The sequence below is a fragment of the Streptomyces barringtoniae genome (genome assembly GCF_020819595.1).
Taxonomy (GTDB): Bacteria; Actinomycetota; Actinomycetes; order Streptomycetales; family Streptomycetaceae; genus Streptomyces; species Streptomyces barringtoniae.
The window spans coordinates 265,455-285,531 of sequence record NZ_JAJHNP010000003.1; the positions used below are offsets into that span (position 1 = coordinate 265,455).

A 20,077-nucleotide genomic window follows, 5' to 3' on the forward strand; every position below is an offset into this window, starting at 1 on the left:
GGCGACGGTGTCTGCTCCGCCGCCCCCCCCGGGGCGTTACACTGTGACACATGACGCCTATTCGTCACAACGGTTCGGACAACGATCAGGTGCTCGACGCGGTACGCGACTGTGTACTGGCCGTCGGGGTCCGCCGCACCACCCTCGCCGACGTGGCGCGCCGCGCCGGTGTCTCACGGATGACGCTGTACCGGCGCTGGCCGGATCTGCGGACCCTGGTGGGCGATCTGATGACCCGCGAGTGGGTCGACGTGGCCACCCGGGCGATCCCCGAGCCCGCCTCCGGCACGGACACCCGCACCCGGATCGTGGACGGACTGGTGGCGGGTGTCGAGGCCTTCCGGGCGCACCCGCTCTTCCGCAAGATCGTCGACGTCGATCCGGAACTGCTGCTCCCCTATGTGCTCGACCGGCGCGGAGCGAGCCAGGAGGCACTGCTGGCGCTGCTGGCCGACGGGCTGCGCGACGGCCACGCGGATGGCTCCGTGCGCCCCGGACATGTCGAACGGCAGGCACGCGCCCTGCTGTTGACCGTGCAGTCCTTCACCCTGTCCCTGCGCACGATGACCGACGAGGACGATCCGGAGCTGGACTCCGCAGCCTTCCTCGACGAGTTGCGCACCCTCCTGGAGAGGACCCTCACGCCGTGAGCCACACCAGGGCCGACGCCGGCTCGTCCCTCAGCGCACACCGCCGTAGCCGCGAACTGGCCGAGGCCGCCGACGGCAGGGTCGCCGACGTCCTCGTCGTCGGGCTCGGCGCCACCGGGGCCGGAGCCGCGCTGGACGCGGCGGCCCGCGGCCTCGACGTGATCGCGGTGGACGCCCACGACCTCGCCTTCGGCACCTCGCGCTGGAGCTCGAAGCTCATCCACGGCGGGCTGCGCTATCTGGCCTCCGCGCAGTTCGACGTCGCGCACGAGAGCGCGGTCGAACGCGGGGTGCTGATGACCCGGACCGCCCCGCACCTGGTGGCCGCCCAGCCGTTCGTCCTGCCGCTGACCCCGCTGGTGTCCCGGGCCCAGGCCTCCCTGGCGTGGGCCGGGTTCCGGGCCGGCGACATGCTGCGGCTGGCCGCCCGGACCCCGCGCCAGGTCCTGCCCGCCCCGCGCCGGCTGTCGGCGACGGAGGCCCGGCACCTGGCGCCCTCGGTGCGCTCGGCCGGGCTGCGCGGCGGACTGCTGTCCTGGGACGGCAAGGTGACCGACGACGCCCGGCTGGTGACCGCCCTCGCCAGGACGGCCGCCGCTCGGGGTGCCCGGGTGCTGACCCGGGTCAGGGTGCTGGAGCTGACCGGCACCGGCGCCCGGATCCGCGACGAACTCACCGGCGAAGAGGGCGAGATCAGGGCCCGCGCGGTCATCAACGCGGCCGGGGTCTGGGCGGGCGACCTCGTGGCGGGCATCCGGATCCGGCCCTCCCGCGGCACCCATCTTGTCCTGCGTTCGGAGCGGCTGGGCACCCTGCCGGCCGGCCTGCACATCCCCATCCCCGGCGAGACCAACCGGTTCGTGCTGGTCCTGCCCCAGGGCGACGGCAGGGTGTACGTCGGTCTCACCGACGAGCCGGTCGAGGGCGGGATCCCGGACGTCCCTGAGGTGCCCGAGACCGACATCGGCTTCCTGCTGGACGTGCTCGGCTCGGTCCTGGACACGCCGGTGACCCGGGAGGAGGTCGTCGGCGCGTTCGCCGGACTGCGCCCCCTGCTGGACACCTCCGGACACGACGGCCGCGACGGCGCACCCGCCCGCACCTCGGACATCTCCCGCCGGCACGCGGTGCTGACGACCCCCGACGGCATCACCACGATCGTCGGCGGCAAGCTCACCACCTACCGGCGGATGGCCGAGGACGCCGTGGACGCCGCCACCGCCGCCCGGGGGCTTCCCGCCACGCCCTCCCCCACCGCCGCGCTGCCCCTGGTCGGCGCCGCCGCGCCCGGCCGGCTGCGCACCCTGTCCGCACCCGCGCGCCTGGTCCGCCGCTACGGCACCGAGGCCCAGGCCGTCCACGCCCTCGCGGCCGAGGACCCCGCCCTGGCCGAGCGGGTCCTGCCGGGCCACCCGGTCACCCGCGCGGAACTGCTGTGGGCGGTCCGGCACGAGGGCGCGCTGGACGAGTCGGATCTCCTGGACCGCCGTACCCGCATCGGACTGGTGCCCGAGGACCGCGCCGAGGTGCTCTCGGTGGCCCGGGAGGTGCTGGCGGAGGCGGCGAGCGCACGGCCCTGAGGGCTCACGCCGCGTCGAGCCGGGGAGCACGAGGTTCACCCTCAATGTCCTTGCCCGGCAGGGACGTCGGCCACGGAGGCGACGGCCGTGCGGCCCCGGAATCCTGGCGGCCGCCCGGAGACAGGGATGAGGGTCACAGCAGGCGGCGGATGTCGCCGCGGACGCGGTAGAAGCCGCCGGCCGCCGGGTGCAGGGCGTCCACGACGTAGCGGGCGCCCGGGTGGCGTATCGCCCGCGGGAACTGGACGTTCCAGGAGGTGTCGTAGCCCTCGGACACCACGTGCACTCGGAGCCGGCCGCTCTCCTGCACGCACTCGACCACGACGGCTCCGGCGGGAGCCTGCGCGACGGTGGCCACCGCGGCCACGGCGGTGGCGGGTTGGTAGGTCGGCAGGGCCGCGGCGAGCTTGACGTCCCGGGCCACCGGCACCGTGCCCTGCTGGGCGGCGGTGATGGCCGTCTCGCTCGCGTCGACGCACACCAGCGAGCCGTCGGTGGTCACCAGGTACAGCCGCTCGTCGCGGTACTGCATCGACAGCGCCGAGCCGCCGCCCGTGCCGAGCTTCCACAGGCGCGTGCCGTCCCGGTCGAAGCAGTAGACGGAGGACGCGGCGTCCCCGGCGAAGACGAACCGCCCGCCCGGAGAGGTGGCGCACGAGTACACCGCGCTGTCACAACGGTATGTGGCCTCGATGGCGCCGGTCGTCTTCGACAGCCGCTGGACCACGTGGTGTCCGGTGCCCGCGTAGACGGCGGCGTCCTCCTGCCAGCCGAAGAGGACGCTGCCGTTGGTGGCCGTGTGCCACAACTCGCCGGTGCCGTCGGGCGCGTAGGCCGTGACGCCCCGGTGGTGGCCGTGGTAGACGGCGCGGTCGTCGGCGCGGACCATCCAGGCGTGTTCGCCCTGGCTGCGGCGGGACCACTGGTGTTCGTCCTCGTGGTCGATGACGGTGAGCCGGCCGTCGCGGTCCGACACGTTCAGGATGCCCTCGTGGATGTCCAGCCAGAAGATGTCGACGTCGGCGGCGATGTCGTACGCGGCGAACGGCAGCTTGGAGGAGAGGTCGTAGACCTTGCCGTCGTCGCAGCCCGCGTAGATCCAGAAGTCGTCGGCGACCAGGCACTTCACCCCGTCCGGCAGGCCGAACCGGGCGAGGACGGCGCCGTCGTGGCCGAGGGTGTAGACGTCACCCGCCTGGTTGCCGACCCAGCAGTGGTCGTCGTCGACATGGATGCCGAAGGCGGCCGAGCCGGTGCGGAACCGCCACAGCACGGGCGCCACCGCCCGCGCGGTGGACGGGGCCGAGCTGACCTGACGCCGGGTCACCGGGCGCGGGGCGCGCTGACCCCGGACTGCCGGGGCGTATCCCTTGCGGACCTTCTCCCCCACCTTCTTGGCGGCGGCCGCCCTGGCCTTCTCGGCGGTCGGGAAGGTCGTCGTCTGGGTCTGCCCGGCGGCGCCGATCCTGCCGTACCGCACCGTCACCACTGTGCCGTCGACGGTCACTTCGTAGAACTTGTGGGCGCCGCCGCCCTCCTGCGACAGCTCCAGATACGTCGTCGACACCGCGGACGCCGTGGTCATGGCAGACCCCTCCCCAGGACGGACCCGCGGCCTTTCCCGCAGGTCCTCACTGATCAAACCGTAAGGGCGACCACTGACAACGGCCGGAGTCCGGCCGGGGAGCCGGGGGCCGGGTGCCGGCCTCACTTCCCGGCACGCAGGAAGGCCGGTATGTCCGCACGGGTCGGGTAGTTCGGCAGGGGTGCCCGTGCGCCCTGGAGGAACGCGGTGACGACGGCGGCGGCTCGTTCGTTGTTGTCGTCGAGGCCGTTCCACAGGTGATGTCCGACTCCGGGCAGGTACTGGGTGCGCTCGACGGCGGGATCGGCGGCCAGGACGGCGGTCTCCCACCGGCGGAGCTGGGAGGAGCACTCGGCGATCATCAGCATCGCCGGAGTCCGGGAGCGCCGCAGTCGGGGGGCAAGGGACGCCGAGTCCTTGACCGTCTGCTCGATGCGAAGACTCGCGGCGGGGCTGAAGGAGAAGCTCTCCGCCGTGTCCTCCACCGGGATGCGACGGGCGTCGCGGGCGCAGTAGGCGGACGCGGTGTCGCCGCCGAGGTCGGCGGCGGTGAACGCGTTGTCGCCCTCGGCCTGGCCGATCAGACCGTTGTCGGGACTGAGGAGCCCGAGGCGCATCAGGCCGAACGCGACGGCGTACCGCGGGACATGGGTCGACCGCGGCCCCGTCGGAGCCGGTGCCAGGCCGCGCGCGGAGGGGCGGCCGGTGTGTCCGGTGAGTCGCGCGGTGGGGCCGTCCATCGGGCCCGGCTCGGCGATGACCGCCCGGTGCAGGTGCGCGGCGACACGCGGGTCGGCCAGCGCCCGGGTGAGGACGACCGCGCCCGAGGAGAAGCCGAGGACGTCGACTCCGCCCCGGCCCAGGCGGTCGGCGAAGGCGCCGAGGTCGCGCACCGACCTGTCGATCGTGTACTGGCTCATCGGGAGCAGGTCGCTGCGCCCGCCACCGGCCTGCTCGTAGGTATAGACGTCGTAGCCCCTGCGTGCCAGGAGGCGCAGGAAGCGGTGGTCCAGCAGCGAGATGCCCCGGACCGGGCCGCCGTTGAGATACACCAGCGGGACGCGGTGCCGGGCGCCGGAGTGACGGGGTGGGTAGTGGTAGACCGCGACCGTGCTGCCCGTGGACAGCCGCCAGTGCTGTGCGGTCACGAAGGGCAGTGCGGCCGGGTACCGCCGGGCCGTCGGCACGGTCGGGACGCAGACCGATGCCGTCAACGCGGCTGCGAGAGCCACCGGCAGGAAGGGAACGAGCCGGGCGGGCCCGGTGCGGGGCCGGCCGCGCCAGAGCGCGACGGCCGTCCCGGCCGCGAGAGTCGTCCCCCACGCGGCCAGTCCTCCACCGGCCCCGTCCGTCAGCACGAGCGACGTGAGGAAGACGACGACCAGGCCGGCGACGGCGGCGGTGACCAGCAGTAAGCGACCGACGGCACGGAGCGGACGCGGAGCGGATCCGGATGTGGACATGGTGAGCCCCCAGAGTTTCGGAACGACGTTTCAAAACGACGTTATCAAACTCGCTAGACTGCTTCCATGGGACGGCCGAGAACGAACGACGAGTCAGTCGCGGAACGACTGGTCGCGTGCGCGACCGAACTGCTCGCCACCGGCACGCGCGAGTCACTGACCGTGCGCGCCGTCGCCGCGGCTGCGGGCACGTCGACGACGGCGGTCTACTCGCTGTTCGGCGGCAAGGACGGACTGATCGGCGAGGTACGGGACACAGCCGTCGCCGGGCTGCACCAGCACCTCTCGGCGGTACCCGTCTCGGCGGACCCCCTCGCCGACCTCCACGCGCTGGCCGTCGCCTACCGGCGGTGGGGACTCGAGCACCCCCGGCTGTACGCGGTCCTGTTCGGCGGGGTCCAGTCCTTCGACCCGTCGGGCCCGGTCGGCACCGCCGACCCCGTCCGACCGCTGCTCGCGGCGATCGACCGCGCGTCGACGGCGTCCGTGCTCACCGGCGGGGCGACCCGGATCGCCCTCTCGCTGTGGGTGACTTTGCACGGCCTGGTGATGCTCGAACTGGCCGGCGCCCTCGACGCCGCAACGGCACAGACCACGTTCCGGTCGACGATCGAGGCCACGCTGCGCGGCTGGATGACCCCTGCCGCGTTCCGCAGACACGGGGTGCCCACGTCGTCGTCCGGCACCGACCGAGGGATGCGAGAGCGTCCCGGCGAAGGATGACGGTGTCCTGGAGGCGCGGCCGGTGACCGCTGGGCGGATTGCCTCTCCTGTGCTGGGGACGCCCTCCCGGTACCGCTAACCCTCGCTGTCGCCTGTCGCCACCAACGTCCTCATTCCGCCCGACAGTTGGCGCAGACAGTGGATCGCCAGGGCGGCCGGTGAGCCCTCGCCGGTGACTCCTGCCTCCGTTTCCGCCCAGGTCTCCAGCGCGATCCGGATCGCGTCCGCGGCCGCCGCCGCGACGAGTCGCACCTGTATCGCTCCGAGCCGACCGTCCGCGAGTCGGGCCACGACCGGCACGAGCCGTTCCTCCGACTCCTGGTTGACGCGGTACCAGACCGCGCGGAGCGCGGGATCGTCGGCCGCGGCGCGCAGCAGCTCGCGGGTGCGCAGCAGCGCCGTCGTGGCCGCCTCGTCCGGTGCCGCCAGGGACCGCTCCGCCGCCGTCTCCAACGCCGAGGTCAGGTCGGCGCCGGGTTCCGCGGCCTCCAGCAGGGTCCGCCATCGGTCGGCACCGGCGGCGAGCAGCGGGCTCACGGCGTCCTGCTTGGAGCGGAAGTAACGGTAGAAGGTGCGCAGCGCGACACCCGCGTGCCGGGCGATCTCCTCGGCCGTGGTCGCGTGCGGCCCCTGCGTGGCGAACAGTTCGGCCGCCGCGTGCGCGATCTCGATCTGGGTGGCGGCCTTGCGGCGCTCGGTCAGGGAAGAGGGCGGCTTGGTGCTCACTTCAGCAGGGTACGGTCCGACGGTCCACGGTGGCGCAGATGGACTTTATGGCACATGTGCCACCGCCCAGGCGTACCGTGAACCGGTTACGAAGACCGCCGTGACCGGGGCCTGGACGTTCGCCGGCCCCGAGACGGTGGTGACGGTCGTGGGCCCGCACCATGGGGCACCCCCTGGTGCGGGCCGCCGATCAGGAAAGGGTGCGGCCGGACCAGCCCGAGCCGACGCGGACCCGGCTGCCGAAGGTGCCGTGACCGGTGCCCGGGTTGAGCCAGGCCACGCCGTCGGAGTCGACCGAGAGCAGGTCGGCCTTGCCGTCGCCGTTCAGGTCGTCGGCGCCGAGCACCTGGCGGTAGGACTTGCCCCAGTCACGGAAGACCAGCACACGGTCGGCGAGCTTGCCGGTGCCGGTGCCGTTGTAGCGCCACAGCTCGCCGGAGCCGTCGAGGGCCAGCACGTCGCCATGGCCGTCGCCGTTGAGGTCCCCGGCACCGATCACCCGGCTGTACCCCTTCCAGCCGGACCGGATCTCGACGCGCGGGGCGAAGCCGGCGCTGCCGTTGCCCGCGTACAGGTAGATGTCACCGGTCGCGGCGGAACGGGCCAGCAGGTCGGCGCGGCCGTCGCCGGTCAGGTCGCCGGGGGTGGTGAGGACGTTGTAGCCGCGCCAGTCGCTGCTGGTCTTCTTGTACGGGGAGGTCGGCGCGGGCAGCCGGCCCGCCGGGGTCTCGTACATGCGTGCCTCGCCCGTGGGCAGCACGGCGAGGACGTCGTTGACGCGGTCGCCGTTGAGGTCGCCGAAGCCGGTGAACCGCGTGCCTGCGGGCCAGCCGGTGGTGACGGCTCCGCTGTGCACGGAGCCCGCGGTGAGGTGGCCCGCGGCGTCACCGTCGTACCGGGTCAGGGCGGTACCGCTCAGGGAGAGCACGTCGGCGCGGCGGTCGTCGCCGTAGTCCCGGGCGCGGGGCAGCGGGCGGGTGGTGCCGAAGACGCAGTGCAGCGGGCCGCCGAGGGTGGAGCTGTCGTACCAGAGCGCGGTGGGTCGGGTGCCCGCGACCGTGAGGGCGCCGCCGACGGTCCGGTTGCCGGTGGTCGTGGCCAGCGTCCGGGGAGCCGACCAGCCGCCACGGGTGTGGAAGCCGGAGACATACCGGTACGAGCCGTTGCCGATGGACACCGCCCAGCCCGCGAACACGGTGCCGTCGGTGGCGACGCCGGAGCTGACGGCCGAGCCGAGGGGACGGCGGTCGTCGGCCTGCTCGACGGCGCTCCAGACGCCGACGCGGGCGGAGCGGGTGGTGGAGACGACTGCCTTGTCCGCGGCGCCGACCAGGGTGACGTCGCCGTTCGGTGCGGTCAGCGGACGGGGCAGGGCGGCGGGGGCGTACCAACCGGTGAGCGGGGTCTGCTCGACGGCGCTCCACGCCTCACCGGGGGCGCCCTTGCGGGCGAAGCGGACAGGGCCGCCGACCGTCGCCCACAGGAGGGTGAGACCGCCGGCCGGGTCGGCGTCGAGGCGCAGGGCACCGGGCTGGGTACCGGTGAGCGGGGTCAGGTCCTCGGCGTCGACCCACGCGGTCGCACCGGCCTTGCGCTCCATGATCCGGGAGTGGTACGAGGGTCCGTCCGCCGAGGCGGAGCCGCCGCCGTCGCGCGGGCGGTCGTCGAGATTCCAGGCGATGGCCGCGTTGCCCGCCTTGTCGATGGCGGCGTGCAGCCCGGTCAGGAAGAACTCCCCGTCGTCCGCGTCGCTCGTGACGGTGTCGAACACGGTGGGCTCCGACCAGGTGTCGCCGGGTGCCGGCCGCTCGGACATGCGCAACTCCCGGCCGCCGGCGATCCGGACGGCCCAGACGGCGGTCAGGCGGCCGGTGGCGTTGCCGAAGACCAGGGGGTACTCGGCCCAGGAGGAGAGGGTGGCGACGGTCGTCGGCGCGGACCAGTTGGTGGCCCCGGGGGCAAGGGTGGCGGCCTTCAGGAGACTCGTGCCGTCCGGGAGGCGTTCGCGCCAGTGGGCGACGAAGGAGCCGTCGGCCTGCGGGGCGAGGGCACTGTCGTAGAGGTCGGCGGCGGTGGACAGCGTCCGGGGCGCGGCCCAGGTGGTGGTGCCCGCCGGGCGGACCTGGACCGTGAGCCGGCGGACCTCCGCGGTGACCGCGGGGTCCTGGGGCTGGTCGCGCAGGGCGACGAGGGCGCCGTCAGCGCGGGCCTGCAGGCCCAGGACGCGGTGCTGGGCGGAGGGGGCGAGCTCGGTGGCCGTACCCCAGACGCCGGGCTGTACGGGGTCGGTGGCCACCGTGGCCGTCCCCGCGGCAGTGCCCGCGGTCGGCGCGGACGCCGCCTCGGTGGACAGCGCCCCCACCATGGTCCCGCTCAGCACGAGCGCGAAAGCCCCCTTGACGACATGCGAGTTCACGATCCGGTCCCCCCAGGCCCCTGATTTGGTAAGCAAATTGTGTGGATCTTATATGGCCGAAGTGGAACTCGAACGAGGGGGCGAAGGCAGCAGCAGGACGCGGTCCGGGTGGAGGACGTTGCGGGGAAGCCGACCGGCCCGGTGTGTGTGATCGTGCCGGCGGAGGGCCGGGACCGTCCGGCGAGCGCGGTCAGCAGGGCGGTCCTGCCGGGGCCGTTGCGGCCGACGAGGCCGGGCTTCGAGCGGCGCAGATGTTCTCGCGCCGCCCGCATGCCTGCGCAGCCGGCGTCAGGGTAGCACCTTGACCCCGACGCCCGCGATCCGGCCGGCCGTGTCGAAGTCGACCTCGACGGCGTTGCCGCCCGGCAGGTCGGCGACGATCCGGCCGGCCTCGTCGCGCCGGGGCAGGCCGTGGTGGTCGAAGTAGCCGGTCACCACGTGCCGGGACGAGCGGCCGATGAGTCCGGCTCCGGTGAGCAGGGTCCTGGGCAGGCTCACGGGGTCGACTCCGGCGCGCGGGACCTGCGGGTCGTCGGGGAGGAAGTAGACCTGGGTGTCACCGCCCGCGGGCACGCCGATGTAGCCGGGTGCTCCAGCCACTCCCATCCCGGTGAAGGCGAGCATCTCCGCCGCGCGCCGTGGGTCGGGGAACCCGGACAGGTGCAGGACCTCCTCGGTCAGTTCGGCGATGCCGTGGGCTCGTCCATACCGCTCGACGGCGCCGGTCGCGGCCACCACCTCGGTGCCCCGCAGGCCGGGGTTGGCCCAACCCCACATCCAGGACCGCTCGGCCATGTCGTACGTGCCCAGCACGGCCACGCGCAGGGTCACATCCCCCTGCCGGTACAGGCAGGACGACAGCTCGGCGCTCCACGGCCCCTCGGGCAGGAACGCGGTCAGGGCCTCCAACTGCGCGGCGCCCCAGGCGGCGTGCCGTTCTGCCTCCAGCAGGAAGACGTCGCTGAACTCACTCGTCATGGCTCGACCCTAGGGGACGGCCGCGACGGGCTGTCTGCCAGCCCTACCGGCCTTGTGCGGCGCGGCCGGACGTCTGCGCGTGCAGCCGGGGGCGCTTGGTCTGCGCCGCGCGGTAACGACCCTCATCCACCGACGAGTTCGGCGAACCGCCCGGTGTCGATGTTGCCGCCGGAGGCGATGATGCCGATGCGGTGCGGGAGGTTGTCGACGCGGCCGGCCAGGAGTGCGGCCAGGCCGGTGGCGCCGCTGGGTTCGAGGACGATCTTCAGGCGCTCGAAGGCGAAGCGCATGGCGGTGACGATCTCCGCGTCGCTGACGAGGGCGATGGCGTCGACCAGGCGTCGGTTGATCTCGAAGGTGAGCTCGCCCGGCGTGGGCAGGGCCTGCCCGTCGGCGATGGTCCGGGGCACGGGCACGGTGACGCGGGTACCGCTCTCCAGGGAGCGCTTGGTGTCGTCCCCTTCCTCCGGCTCGACGCCGACGATCCGGATGCCGGGTTGCAGGGCCTTGGCGGCCGTGGCGCTGCCCGCGATCAGGCCACCGCCTCCGACAGGCACGAGCAGCGCGTCAAGCGGGCCGGTCTCGTCGAGGAGTTCAAGGGCGGCGGTGCCCTGTCCGGCGATGACATGGGGGTGGTCGTAGGGCGGGATGAGAGCCAGGCCGCGGTCCTCGGCCAGCGCCGTACCGAGCGCGGTGCGGTCCTCGGTGTAGCGGTCGTAGGTGACGATCTCGGCACCGTATCCGGCGGTCGCCTCCCGCTTGAGGCGCGGGGCGTCCTCGGGCATCAGGATGACGGCGCTGGTGCCGAGTTCGCGGGCGGCCAGGGCGGTGGCCTGGGCGTGGTTGCCCGAGGAGTACGCGGCAATGCCCTTGGCGAGCTGGTCCGGGGAGAGCTGGGCGGCCGCGTTGTACGCGCCGCGGAACTTGAAGGCGCCGACGCGCTGGAAGTTCTCGCACTTGATGAACACCTCGGCGCCCACGCGGGCGTTCAGGGTGCGCGAGGTGACGACGGGGGTGCGGTGGGCGACGCCTTCGAGGCGTGCGGCGGCCGCACGGACGTCGTCGAACGTTACGGGCGAAGCGGCTGCCATGGTGGTCTCCCCTTGTCACTTGGACCAGTTTTCCATCATTGGACAAGAACTCTAAGGATCCCGCAGCCCGTCTGTCCAGGGAAAGGGCGGACGGGCGCTCGGCGACGGCAGGACACCGGCCCCTTCCCTCACCGGTCCTTGGCCAGAGCGACGAGTTCGGCGAAGAGCCCGTCGGCGTGCACCAGGTCGTCGTAGGTCCCCTGCTCGACGACGCGGCCGTTCTGCAGGACCACGATCCGGTCCGCGAGGCGGGTGTTCTCCAGCTGGTGGGTGACCACGATGGTGATGCGCCGCGCGGCGATGCGTTTGATCTCCAGGAAGATCTGGTGCTCGCCGCGCGGATCCATCTGTGATGTCGGCTCGTCCAGAATGAGCAGGGGCGTACGGCGGTACAGCGCGCGCCCGCAGGCCAGGCGCTGCCACTGGCCGCCGGACAGCTCGGCGCCGCCGAAGATCTCGCGTGCGAGCAGGGTGTCGAGCCCGTGGGGAAGCCGCTCGACCGCTTCGCGCATGCCGACCGCGTCGACGGCCTCCCACACCGGACCGTCGTCATGGGTGCGGGGCTGGCCGAGCGTGATGTTCTCCCTTGCGCGCAGCGGCCAGCAGGCGAAGTTCTGCGGGACGAGCGCGGTCCGGCTCCACACGGAGTCGGGCCGGGCACGCGCGAGGTCGACACCGTCCCACAGGACCCGGCCCTTGTCGGCGAGGAGGATGCCGGTGATGAGCTTGGTCAGCGTGGACTTGCCGGAGCCGTTCTCGCCGACGACCGCGAGGATCTCGCCGCGCCGCAGGGTGAGGGAGACACCGTCCACGGCGGGCTCGTCCTTGCCGGGGTAGTGGTGGACGACCTCCTCGAGCCGGATCTCCTCGACCTGACCGGGAATCGCCAACTCCCCTCGTTTCGGGGCGCGTTCGGCGGCCATGTCGAGGAAGGAACGCATGTCGGCGAGGTAGAGGGAGGTGTGGAACATCGCGGCGCCGTACTGCACGAACTGGGACAGCGCGGCGAGCGTGGTCTGTACGGCGACCACCGCCGTCGCGGCGACGGGCAGGGCGACCCGCCCGGTCATGGCGAGCCAGGCGAGGGCGGCCCAGGTGATGAGCAGGAAGGCACCGCCGAGGGCGGAGGTCGCGAGGACGATCCGGAGCATGCGGGGCGCGGCGGTCAGGGTGCGCCGGTCGATGCGCTCGGACAGCGCGCGGTACCAGTAGACGAGGTAGTCGGTCATGCCGTTCGCGCGGACCTCGTCGCCGTGCCGCGAGTAGGTGGCCCACCAGCGCATCATGCCGCGTACGTTGCGGTCGCCGACGTTGGCGTAGTGCGTCTCGTAGTCGACGCGGGCGGAGAGCACGGCCCCCAGGCCCGCGGGGAGGACGGCCAGCAGCAACAGCGGCAGCATCAGCCAGTGCAGTGCGGTGATGACCCCGCCGGCGGCGATCATGCGGATGAGCGAGGCCAGGAACTGCTGCGCGTCCTTGACCATCGTGGTGGTGCGGGTGACGCCGACCTCGGCGGCCTCCTGACGGTCGGTGAAGCCGTCCTCGTCGTGGGCGGAGGCCTCCACCCGGCAGACGGCGGAGACGAGCGCCACGTCGGCCTCGGTCACCAGCCGCGGAGTGATCCGCCCGTCGGCGTAGGACGCGAGGGCCCGGCCGATCCGGCCGACCGCCGCGGCCGCGGTGACGACCGCGAGCGCGGGCAGGGCCCCGTGCAGACGTTCGGACACGGGGCCCGGCCCGAGGATGTGGGTCATGGCCTGCGCGGTGCAGCCGAGGACCACGGCGGCCGAGACGCCCGTGAGGAACTGGCAGACGAGAAGCAGCACGACCCCGGAACGGTCGACGGACCAGGCCATGCTCGCGGTGCTGCGCAGCACCGACGGCAGCCGCCGGCACATCCTGCGGAAACTGGCTTCTTCCAGGGGGTTCTTGCCGAACTTGCCCTCGTAGCTGATGGTGGCCGGCGGCGGCGGAGGAGGTGGCGGGAAGTCTTCTGTCGAGGCGTCGGTCACGGTCACCTGCGTCCCTCCTTCGGGTCGGCACCGCACCTGGATGGTCCGGGGATGCCCAACTCAACGAGGACGCGGGCGATTCGAACGCACGCGTTTCCGGACGAAGCGCGGCCCCGGGATTCCGGGGCGTCGAACGCGCGGTCGCAGCCCCGCAGGGCTTCCGCCACCGAGGTACGTGGCCGAAACGCCGGTGCTCGCGACGGCTGTGACCAGTGAGGTTTCGCCGGTCGACCGCCTGCGGACGCCTGCTCGGGCAACTGGGGACAGCGCCGCGAGGTCTCCGGCGAGCCCCGGCCGAGCCGGGGCGGGAGTGATGGAAGGGCGGGGAACGACCCGAGCGCATGGATTAACCGTTCCCCGCCCCCGGCGCGTCGGCCCGCCTCGTCACGGACACGGAGGGACGACCCGCGACCGGTCGGACGAAGCTTCGACTCACCGATCTTGTTCCGACCATCCGACACCGACGGCACACAGGCCAGCGGAACGAGCCGCGCGGGTGACGCCCACCCGGTGCACGGGCAGGCCGGCCCGCGAGATGCGTCCGGCGCACGGGAATACGTCCGGCCCTTGAGGCACCTCCGATGCGCAGGGCAGACCGCCCGAGTGCCGCGCACGGCCGGGCGTACGGGCAGGCCCGGCCGTGTGAGACGCGCCCGGTTCACCAGGTCGCGCCCAGAGACCACCCACCGCAGACGCAGACGCAGACGCAGACGCAGACGCAGCGATATGTGCGCGGCATCCTGCCCGGCCGCCAGGATCGCATCCTGAGCTCCGGGAACTCCAGGCGCGCACCGGGTAGTTGATATGGGAAGCTTTGGCCAACCGTTTGCGGGACCGAGGCCGTGACGGTCGTGGAGAGGAGCACAGCGTGACTCAGGAAGGCGGCCAGGCCGTGCACATCGACACCAGCAAGCCGCACCCCGCACGGATCTACGACTACCTCCTGGGCGGCAAGGACAACTACGAGGTGGACCAGCTGGCGGGCGACCAACTGGCCGCGGCGGCACCCGAGGTGTGGATCTCCGTGCAGGCCAACCGCGCCTTCCTGCACCGCGCGGTCCGGTACGTCATCGGCAGCGGTGTCCGCCAGATCCTCGACATCGGCACCGGGCTGCCCACCTCGCCGAACGTGCACGAGGTCGCCCAGGAAGAGGCCCCGGACGCGCGCGTCGCCTATGTGGACAACGACCCGATCGTGAAGGCGCACGCCGACGCGCTGCTCAGCCGGGCCGGCACGACCAGCATCGTCCTCGCCGACCTGCGCGATCCGCGGTCCGTCATCGATCACCCCGAGGTCCGCCGGATCATCGACTTCGACGAGCCGGTCGCCCTGTTCCTCGTCGCCATCCTGCACTTCATCCGCGACACGGAGGAGCCCGAGCGGATCGTGGCCACCCTGCGCGACGCACTCCCGGCCGGCAGCTTCCTGGTGCTCTCGCACGCGACGGGCGACTTCGCCGACGACCGCAGCGAGGCCGAGGCCGTCTACAACGGCGCGACCGCCACCATGAACCTGCGGCCCCGGGACCGGGTCGAGCGGTTCTTCGACGGGTTCGAACTGGTCGAGCCCGGCCTGACCCAGGTTCCGTTCTGGCGCCCGGACGCCACTCCGCCGCCCGGCTCCGAAGCGATCGGCTTCTACGGAGGCGTGGCCCGCAAGACCGTCTGAATCCGGGAACTCCGACGCGGGCATTGAGGCATCCCGCCCGCACGTCCCCTCCGCCTCCCCTGGCCCGGTGTTCCGTTTGCGGTTCACCCCCTTGACCCACCCCCCGTCGGCGGCTCCATACTGACGGCCAAATCGATTTGGCCAAATCGATTTGGCCGCCGTCCCGGCCGGATCGTCGAGGCCTGCGCCGAGCGAGCCGAACGGAGCCCGCGCGTGTCCAGTCCCCTACATCCCGTCGACCCCACCCCCGTACCGTCCGACGACCCCACTCCCGCACCGTCCGCCGGACCCGGTGCCGTGCATCCCGTCGACGAGTCCCGCCCCCTCGGGCGGATCGTGCTCTTCGGCATCCAGCACGTCCTCGTCATGGCGGCCACACCGATCTCCGCGATCTTCCTGATGAGCGCCACCCTTCGGCTCGACCCGGGCATCACCGTCGACCTGCTGTCGGCGGCCCTGCTGCTGTCCGGGGTCGGCTCGCTCGTCCAGTCCCTCGGCCCGTGGAAGTTCGGGCCACGGCTGCCGTTCGTGATGCTGCCCGGCGGTGCGCCGCTGATCCTGTTCCTGTCGATCGCCCAGCAGCACGGGTTGCGCACGGCGACCGGTGCGGTGCTGCTCGCCGCCGCCTTCACCTTCCTGGTGCTGCCGCTGTTCGCACGGCTGCTGAGGTTCTTCCCGCCGCTGGTCATCGGTACGATGATCGTGATCGTCGGGGTCAACCTGGTGAAGGTCGGCGCACTGCTGGTCACCGGGCAGCCCGGCACGCCCGGCTTCGCGGACCCGGTACGGCTGGGGCTCGCCTTCGCCACCATCGGCCTGATCGTCGTCTTCACCCGGCTGCTGCGCGGAGTCCTGCGCCAACTCGCCGTGCTGCTCGGCCTCGCGGTCGGCACCGCCCTCGCCTTCGCCCTCGGCCAGGTCCACGCGGGCTCCGCGCTCTCCGGTCAACTGGTGGGCGTGCCCAGGCCGTTGCCGTTCGGCGCACCCGTCTTCGACCTGCTCGCCGCGCTCCCGCTGATGCTGTACAGCCTCGCGTCCATGGCGGAGGCGACCGGGCAGACCGTCATCAACGCCGAGGCGGTCGGCAAGGACATCGACGTCCGCACCGACGTGCCGCGCACGGTGCGCGGGGACGCGCTGACCTCACTGCTCGGCGGCTGCTTCGGGCTGCCGCTGATGGTGACCAGCGGGGAGAACATCGGCATCGTCCGGGTCACCGGCGTGCGCAGCCGGTACGTCACGGCCGCCGCGGGCGTCGTCCTCGTCGTCCTGGGCTTCGTGACCCCCGTCGCGCGGGCGATCAGTGTGATGCCGTCGTCCGTGGTCGGGGGCGCAGCGATGGTCGTGTTCGCGGTGATCACCGTACTCGGTGTGCAGATGCTCGGCCGGGCTCGGCTGGAGGACCACACCGCCACGGTGACCTGCGCCGTCGCGCTCGCGCTGGGGCTGCTGCCGATCCTCGTCCCCGGCGTCTACGCCGGGTTCCCGTCCGACGTGCGGATCCTGCTGGAGAGCGGCGTCGCCGTGGGCGCCCTCGTCGCCGCCGTCCTCAACGTCGTCTTCCACCACCTGGGGCGGCGCGGCGCGGACACCGGTGCCGCCGTACCGGCCGAGGCGCCGAGTCCGGCCGCCCGTGCCTGAACTCCCGCACCGCCACCTCTCGAACAACGGAGAAGCATGACCGACCTGACCCCCGACCGGCTCCGCGACGACGCGCTGCTGCTGGTCCCCGATGTGACACTGACCCCCGACGGCCCGCTGGAGCGGCACGCGGTGGTGGTGCGGGACGGCGTGTTCCGCGACGTCGGCCCGGTCGAGCGGATCGTCCGGACGCACCCGTCGCTGACCCCGCTGCGGCTGTCCGGGCACGCGCTGATGCCGGGCTTCGTCGACGCCCACCACCATCTGACGCAGAGCTTCGGCGGTGCCCTCGCCTTCGGGGAACCGTCGGAGATCTTCCGCCGGGTGTGGGTGCCGCTGGAGCGCGCCCTGGACGAGGAGTCGGTCTACGTCGCCGCGAAACTGGCCGCGCTGGAGTCCCTGCGGGGCGGTTTCACGACGGTGGCCGAGTCGGGGACCCGGGCCGCGGTGGACGTGGACGTGGTGGCCTCGGCCGTACGGGACGCGGGGATCCGCTGTGTGCTGGGCCTCGTCTGCAACGACGTCTCCGACGGCACCGGAGCGGACGCGGATCCGCAGACGGTGCTCGCCGGCGCCGAGAAGCACCTGGCGCGCTACGGCGATGACGACCTGGTCCGTCCCTCGCTCGCCGTGTCCGTGCCGGAGGCCGCGACGGCGCACACGCTGGCCGCGACGGCACGGCTCGCCGCCGACGCGGGCACGGTCGTACAGATCCATGCGAACGAACACCTCGTCGCCGTCGAGCGCTCGCTGGTCCGGCACGGGCTGCGGCCCCTGGAGTATCTGCACCATGTGGGCGCGCTGGGCCCGCAGTTGCTCGCCGCGCACGCGACGCTGCTCACCCCTGCCGAGGTCACGCTGCTCGCCGACAGCGGCACTGCGGTGAGCTACAACCCGGTGGCCAGCGCGTGGAAGGGCAACGCCGTCGCTCCGGCGACCGCCTTCGCCGAGCGCGGCATCCGGTTCGGGCTCGGCACCGACGGGACCCGCGGGGACGGCTTCCGGCTGACGGACGCGGCGGAGTTCGCCCAGCGGCTCACCTACGGCCTGGCCAGCGGGGACTCCTCCTGCGGCGCCGGCTGGACGTGGTGGGAGCGGGCCACTGCGGGCGGCGCGGACGCGGTCGGACTGGGCCGGCACACGGGACGGATCGCGCCCGGTGCCGCCGCGGACTTCCTCCTCGTCGACCTCGACCGGCCGGAGATGCGGCCGTCCTGGGACCTGCCGTGGGAACTGGTGCGACGCGGCAACCGGGACCAGCTCACCGCCGTGTTCGTCGCCGGACGCCTGCGCCTGTGGCGGGGCTGGCCGCCGGACTGGGACGGCCCGGCGCTGGTCCGCAGGGCCGCCGAGCTGGCCCCGCACGTGGTCCGGCGCGCCGGGGTGACGCGGGCCCATCCGACTTCGGTGGCGGCCCGGCAACGGACGGCGGCGCACGCCGAGGGGACGGCCGGGGACATGCCCCGTCCCGGTGACCGGCGATGAGCGGCGGCACGCTGGCGGTGCTGGCGGTGACCGTCGCGGCGGCCGCCTTCGTGCAGGGGGCCAGCGGCCTCGGGTTCGCGCTGATCGTGGCGCCGGTCGCGGGGCTGCTCGATCCGGGGCTCCTGCCCGTGTTCGTGCTGACCGCGATGATCCCGCTCAACCTGTACGTCACCTGGCGTGAACGGCACAGCCTCGACCTGCGCGGCGCCGGCTGGATCACGGCGGCGCGGCTTGCGGCGACACCGGCGGGGCTGGCGCTGCTGTGGGCGATCCCGGCAGGCTCTCTCGGAGCCGTGGTCGGCGCGGCGACGGTTCTGGCGGCCGTGGTGAGCCTCGTCGTGCCGTCGTTCGTGCCCGGGCGCGGTGCCTACCTGGGCGCCGGTGTCGTCACCGGGCTGACCGAGACCGCGACCGGTGTGGGCGGGCCGCCCCTCGCGCTCGTCTACCAGCACCGGCCGCCCGGCGAGCTGCGGGCCACGGTCGCCGCCTGCTTCCTAATAGGCGAAGTCGCCTCGCTGGCCCTGCTGTTCGTCACGGGACGGGGCCGTCCGGCGGACATGGGCTGGGCGCTCCTGCTGCTGCCCGCGCTCGCGGCGGGAGCCTGGCTCAGCCGCCTCGTGCACCGGCGCCTCGACGCGAAGAGGATGCGCGCCTTCGTTCTCGTCTTCGCCCTGGTGTCGGGGGTGGCGCTCATGGCGGGGACGTGACCCCGACGGCCCCCTCAGCCGTTTCCGAAGCGTCCCCTTCTACTCCGCTCCCGGGGGCCACTGCGCTCCCGGGGGCGTCCCCTCCAAGGCGGTCGGCGGACGCCGCAGGGACGAGGCGCGCGGGACGAGCCGGGGTACGGCGGCGGCCGGGGCCGCGCCCCCGGTTTCCGCCGGCCCGGTTTCCGTCCGCACGGCTGCCGCGTCCGCGGCCGGTCGCGCGCCCAGCCGGGCCAGCAGCAGTTCCACCGCGTCCGCGGCGGCCCGGTCCAGGCCCAAGTCGACGGCGGTGAGCGGGGGTTCGCAGGTGCGGGCGCGCAGCCCGTCGTACCGGGTGACGACCATGACGTCGTCGGGGATACGGCGGCCCGCGTCCCGCAGCGCCCGTACGGCACCGACCGCGAAGGCGTCGACGAGCACGCACAGCGCGTCGATGCCGGGGTGCTCGGCGAGCAGCCCGGCACACCGGTCGTACCCCGCCTGCTCGCCGCCGTCCTCCGGCGCGGTGGCGACGACGGCCGGCCGGCCCTGCGCGGCGGCGATCCGTTCGTAGGCGGCGCGGGCGTCGACCGCGGAGTGCCGGGTGCCCGCGCCGACGATGAGCGCCGGGCTGCGGGCGCCCTGGTCGCGCAGGTGTTCCATGAGCAGTTCGACCACCCTGCCGCCGTGCAGGTCCACATAGGGGGCGTCGTCGTCGGGTGCGGTGGGCCGGCCCAGCGCGACGTACGGCAGTCCGCGCTCGCGCAGTTGGGCCACGGCGGCGTCGTCCGCGGCGGGTTCGACGACGATCGCGCCGTCGATGTCGACGGAGTAGAGCGCGGAGCCCGACTGCACCGGCGGGATCAGCACCAGGGCGTAGCCGTGGACGAGGGCCCGCTCGGCCGCGGCGGCGGCCACCTCCATGTAGAAGCCGAGCCGCGAGGGGCCGCCGGCCACCGCGAACGGCATCGAGGAGGCCAGCGCGATGGCCTTGGCCTGGCCCCTGCGCAGCCGCTGGGCGCGCAGGTTGGGACGGTATCCCAGCTCGGTGGCGATCTTCTTGATGCGTTCGCGGGTCCGCGGGTCGACCTTGCCGATGCCGTTGAGGGCGTGGGACACCGTGGTGCGCGACACCGACGCCGCCGCGGCGACGTCGGCGATCGTGGGCCGACGAGCGCCGTGCGAGGTGGTCATGGGCCCATCTTCGCAACCTCCACCGCGTCGGGGCCAGCGGCCCCTGCCGCTGCCACCGGGACCTCTGCGCGGGTTCGGGCGCGGGTGCACCGGCGCTGCTCGCCGCGCGCTTTCAACGGCTGCGCTCCGCTCACCGGCCGCATCGGGTGCGGACACGCGCCGTGCACGGCCGTGTACACGG

The 20,077-nt window shown here is 73.3% G+C and carries 15 protein-coding genes; 7 read left to right on the forward strand and 8 right to left on the reverse strand.

Features of this window, described 5'->3' with window-relative positions; genetic code table 11:
- Positions 1-50: 50 nt before the first annotated feature.
- Complete coding sequence (locus LMU33_RS06075) at positions 51-650, forward strand: TetR/AcrR family transcriptional regulator (protein WP_228618010.1); 600 nt, start codon at positions 51-53, stop codon at positions 648-650.
- Positions 647-2,230: a glycerol-3-phosphate dehydrogenase/oxidase gene (locus tag LMU33_RS06080; protein WP_228618012.1), complete on the forward strand. Its 1,584-nt coding sequence runs from the start codon at positions 647-649 to the stop codon at positions 2,228-2,230. Before LMU33_RS06075 ends, LMU33_RS06080 begins: the two co-directional genes overlap by 4 nt.
- A gap of 133 nt (positions 2,231-2,363) precedes the next feature.
- Here the strand turns inward: LMU33_RS06080 and LMU33_RS06085 are convergent, their stop codons facing one another.
- Together LMU33_RS06085 and LMU33_RS06090 are read right to left on the reverse strand one after the other, a co-directional pair.
- Positions 2,364-3,815, reverse strand: coding sequence for a WGR domain-containing protein (locus tag LMU33_RS06085; protein ID WP_228618014.1), 1,452 nt, complete (start codon positions 3,813-3,815; stop codon positions 2,364-2,366).
- A gap of 122 nt (positions 3,816-3,937) precedes the next feature.
- On the reverse strand, positions 3,938-5,278 hold the full coding sequence (locus tag LMU33_RS06090) for an alpha/beta fold hydrolase (protein ID WP_228618015.1): 1,341 nt from the start codon (positions 5,276-5,278) through the stop codon (positions 3,938-3,940).
- 66 nt (positions 5,279-5,344) lie between these two features.
- Here LMU33_RS06090 and LMU33_RS06095 point away from each other — a divergent pair, with 66 nt between their 5' ends.
- A complete protein-coding gene (locus LMU33_RS06095; RefSeq protein WP_228618017.1) occupies positions 5,345-6,001 on the forward strand; it encodes a TetR/AcrR family transcriptional regulator in 657 nt (218 codons plus the stop codon).
- Between the two features lie 75 nt (positions 6,002-6,076).
- Here the strand turns inward: LMU33_RS06095 and LMU33_RS06100 are convergent, their stop codons facing one another.
- The 5 genes from LMU33_RS06100 to LMU33_RS06120 all read right to left on the reverse strand — a co-directional run bounded on the left by LMU33_RS06100 (position 6,077) and on the right by LMU33_RS06120 (position 13,230).
- Positions 6,077-6,727, reverse strand: coding sequence for a TetR/AcrR family transcriptional regulator (locus LMU33_RS06100; protein ID WP_228618018.1), 651 nt, complete (start codon positions 6,725-6,727; stop codon positions 6,077-6,079).
- A 190-nt stretch (positions 6,728-6,917) separates the two neighbouring features.
- Positions 6,918-9,143, reverse strand: a complete 2,226-nt coding sequence (locus LMU33_RS41625; protein WP_228618020.1) for an FG-GAP repeat domain-containing protein — start codon at positions 9,141-9,143, stop codon at positions 6,918-6,920.
- Between the two features lie 288 nt (positions 9,144-9,431).
- A complete protein-coding gene (locus tag LMU33_RS06110; RefSeq protein WP_228618022.1) occupies positions 9,432-10,121 on the reverse strand; it encodes a DUF6882 domain-containing protein in 690 nt (229 codons plus the stop codon).
- 122 nt (positions 10,122-10,243) lie between these two features.
- Positions 10,244-11,212 carry a threo-3-hydroxy-L-aspartate ammonia-lyase gene (locus LMU33_RS06115; protein ID WP_228618024.1) on the reverse strand — a complete coding sequence of 323 codons (969 nt, stop codon included), beginning with the start codon at positions 11,210-11,212 and terminating at the stop codon, positions 10,244-10,246.
- A 128-nt stretch (positions 11,213-11,340) separates the two neighbouring features.
- A complete protein-coding gene (locus LMU33_RS06120; protein WP_372477881.1) occupies positions 11,341-13,230 on the reverse strand; it encodes an ATP-binding cassette domain-containing protein in 1,890 nt (629 codons plus the stop codon).
- 862 nt (positions 13,231-14,092) lie between these two features.
- Here LMU33_RS06120 and LMU33_RS06125 point away from each other — a divergent pair.
- The 4 genes from LMU33_RS06125 to LMU33_RS06140 all read left to right on the forward strand — a co-directional run bounded on the left by LMU33_RS06125 (position 14,093) and on the right by LMU33_RS06140 (position 18,726).
- On the forward strand, positions 14,093-14,893 hold the full coding sequence (locus LMU33_RS06125; protein WP_228618026.1) for an SAM-dependent methyltransferase: 801 nt from the start codon (positions 14,093-14,095) through the stop codon (positions 14,891-14,893).
- 297 nt (positions 14,894-15,190) lie between these two features.
- The gene (locus LMU33_RS06130) at positions 15,191-16,534 is read left to right on the forward strand and encodes a uracil-xanthine permease family protein (protein ID WP_372477892.1); all 1,344 of its coding nucleotides are present in this window, start codon (positions 15,191-15,193) and stop codon (positions 16,532-16,534) included.
- Between the two features lie 36 nt (positions 16,535-16,570).
- The gene (locus LMU33_RS06135) at positions 16,571-18,019 is read left to right on the forward strand and encodes an amidohydrolase family protein (RefSeq protein ID WP_228618030.1); all 1,449 of its coding nucleotides are present in this window, start codon (positions 16,571-16,573) and stop codon (positions 18,017-18,019) included.
- Positions 18,016-18,726, forward strand: coding sequence for a sulfite exporter TauE/SafE family protein (locus tag LMU33_RS06140; RefSeq protein ID WP_228618032.1), 711 nt, complete (start codon positions 18,016-18,018; stop codon positions 18,724-18,726). Before LMU33_RS06135 ends, LMU33_RS06140 begins: the two co-directional genes overlap by 4 nt.
- A 39-nt stretch (positions 18,727-18,765) precedes the next feature.
- Here the strand turns inward: LMU33_RS06140 and LMU33_RS06145 are convergent, their stop codons facing one another.
- Positions 18,766-19,896 carry a substrate-binding domain-containing protein gene (locus LMU33_RS06145; protein ID WP_228618033.1) on the reverse strand — a complete coding sequence of 377 codons (1,131 nt, stop codon included), beginning with the start codon at positions 19,894-19,896 and terminating at the stop codon, positions 18,766-18,768.
- Between the last annotated feature and the right edge of the window lie 181 nt (positions 19,897-20,077).

Bases quoted from the DNA above. Each gene is read 5' to 3' on its own strand.
- LMU33_RS06075 (WP_228618010.1), top strand. From the start codon at position 51: ATGACGCCTATTCGTCACAACGGTTCGGACAACGATCAGGTGCTCGAC.
- LMU33_RS06085 (WP_228618014.1), bottom strand. From the start codon at position 3,815: ATGACCACGGCGTCCGCGGTGTCGACGACGTATCTGGAGCTGTCGCAG.
- LMU33_RS06090 (WP_228618015.1), bottom strand. From the start codon at position 5,278: ATGTCCACATCCGGATCCGCTCCGCGTCCGCTCCGTGCCGTCGGTCGC.
- LMU33_RS06095 (WP_228618017.1), top strand. From the start codon at position 5,345: ATGGGACGGCCGAGAACGAACGACGAGTCAGTCGCGGAACGACTGGTC.
- LMU33_RS06110 (WP_228618022.1), bottom strand. From the start codon at position 10,121: ATGACGAGTGAGTTCAGCGACGTCTTCCTGCTGGAGGCAGAACGGCAC.
- LMU33_RS06115 (WP_228618024.1), bottom strand. From the start codon at position 11,212: ATGGCAGCCGCTTCGCCCGTAACGTTCGACGACGTCCGTGCGGCCGCC.
- LMU33_RS06135 (WP_228618030.1), top strand. From the start codon at position 16,571: ATGACCGACCTGACCCCCGACCGGCTCCGCGACGACGCGCTGCTGCTG.
- LMU33_RS06140 (WP_228618032.1), top strand. From the start codon at position 18,016: ATGAGCGGCGGCACGCTGGCGGTGCTGGCGGTGACCGTCGCGGCGGCC.
- LMU33_RS06145 (WP_228618033.1), bottom strand. From the start codon at position 19,896: ATGACCACCTCGCACGGCGCTCGTCGGCCCACGATCGCCGACGTCGCC.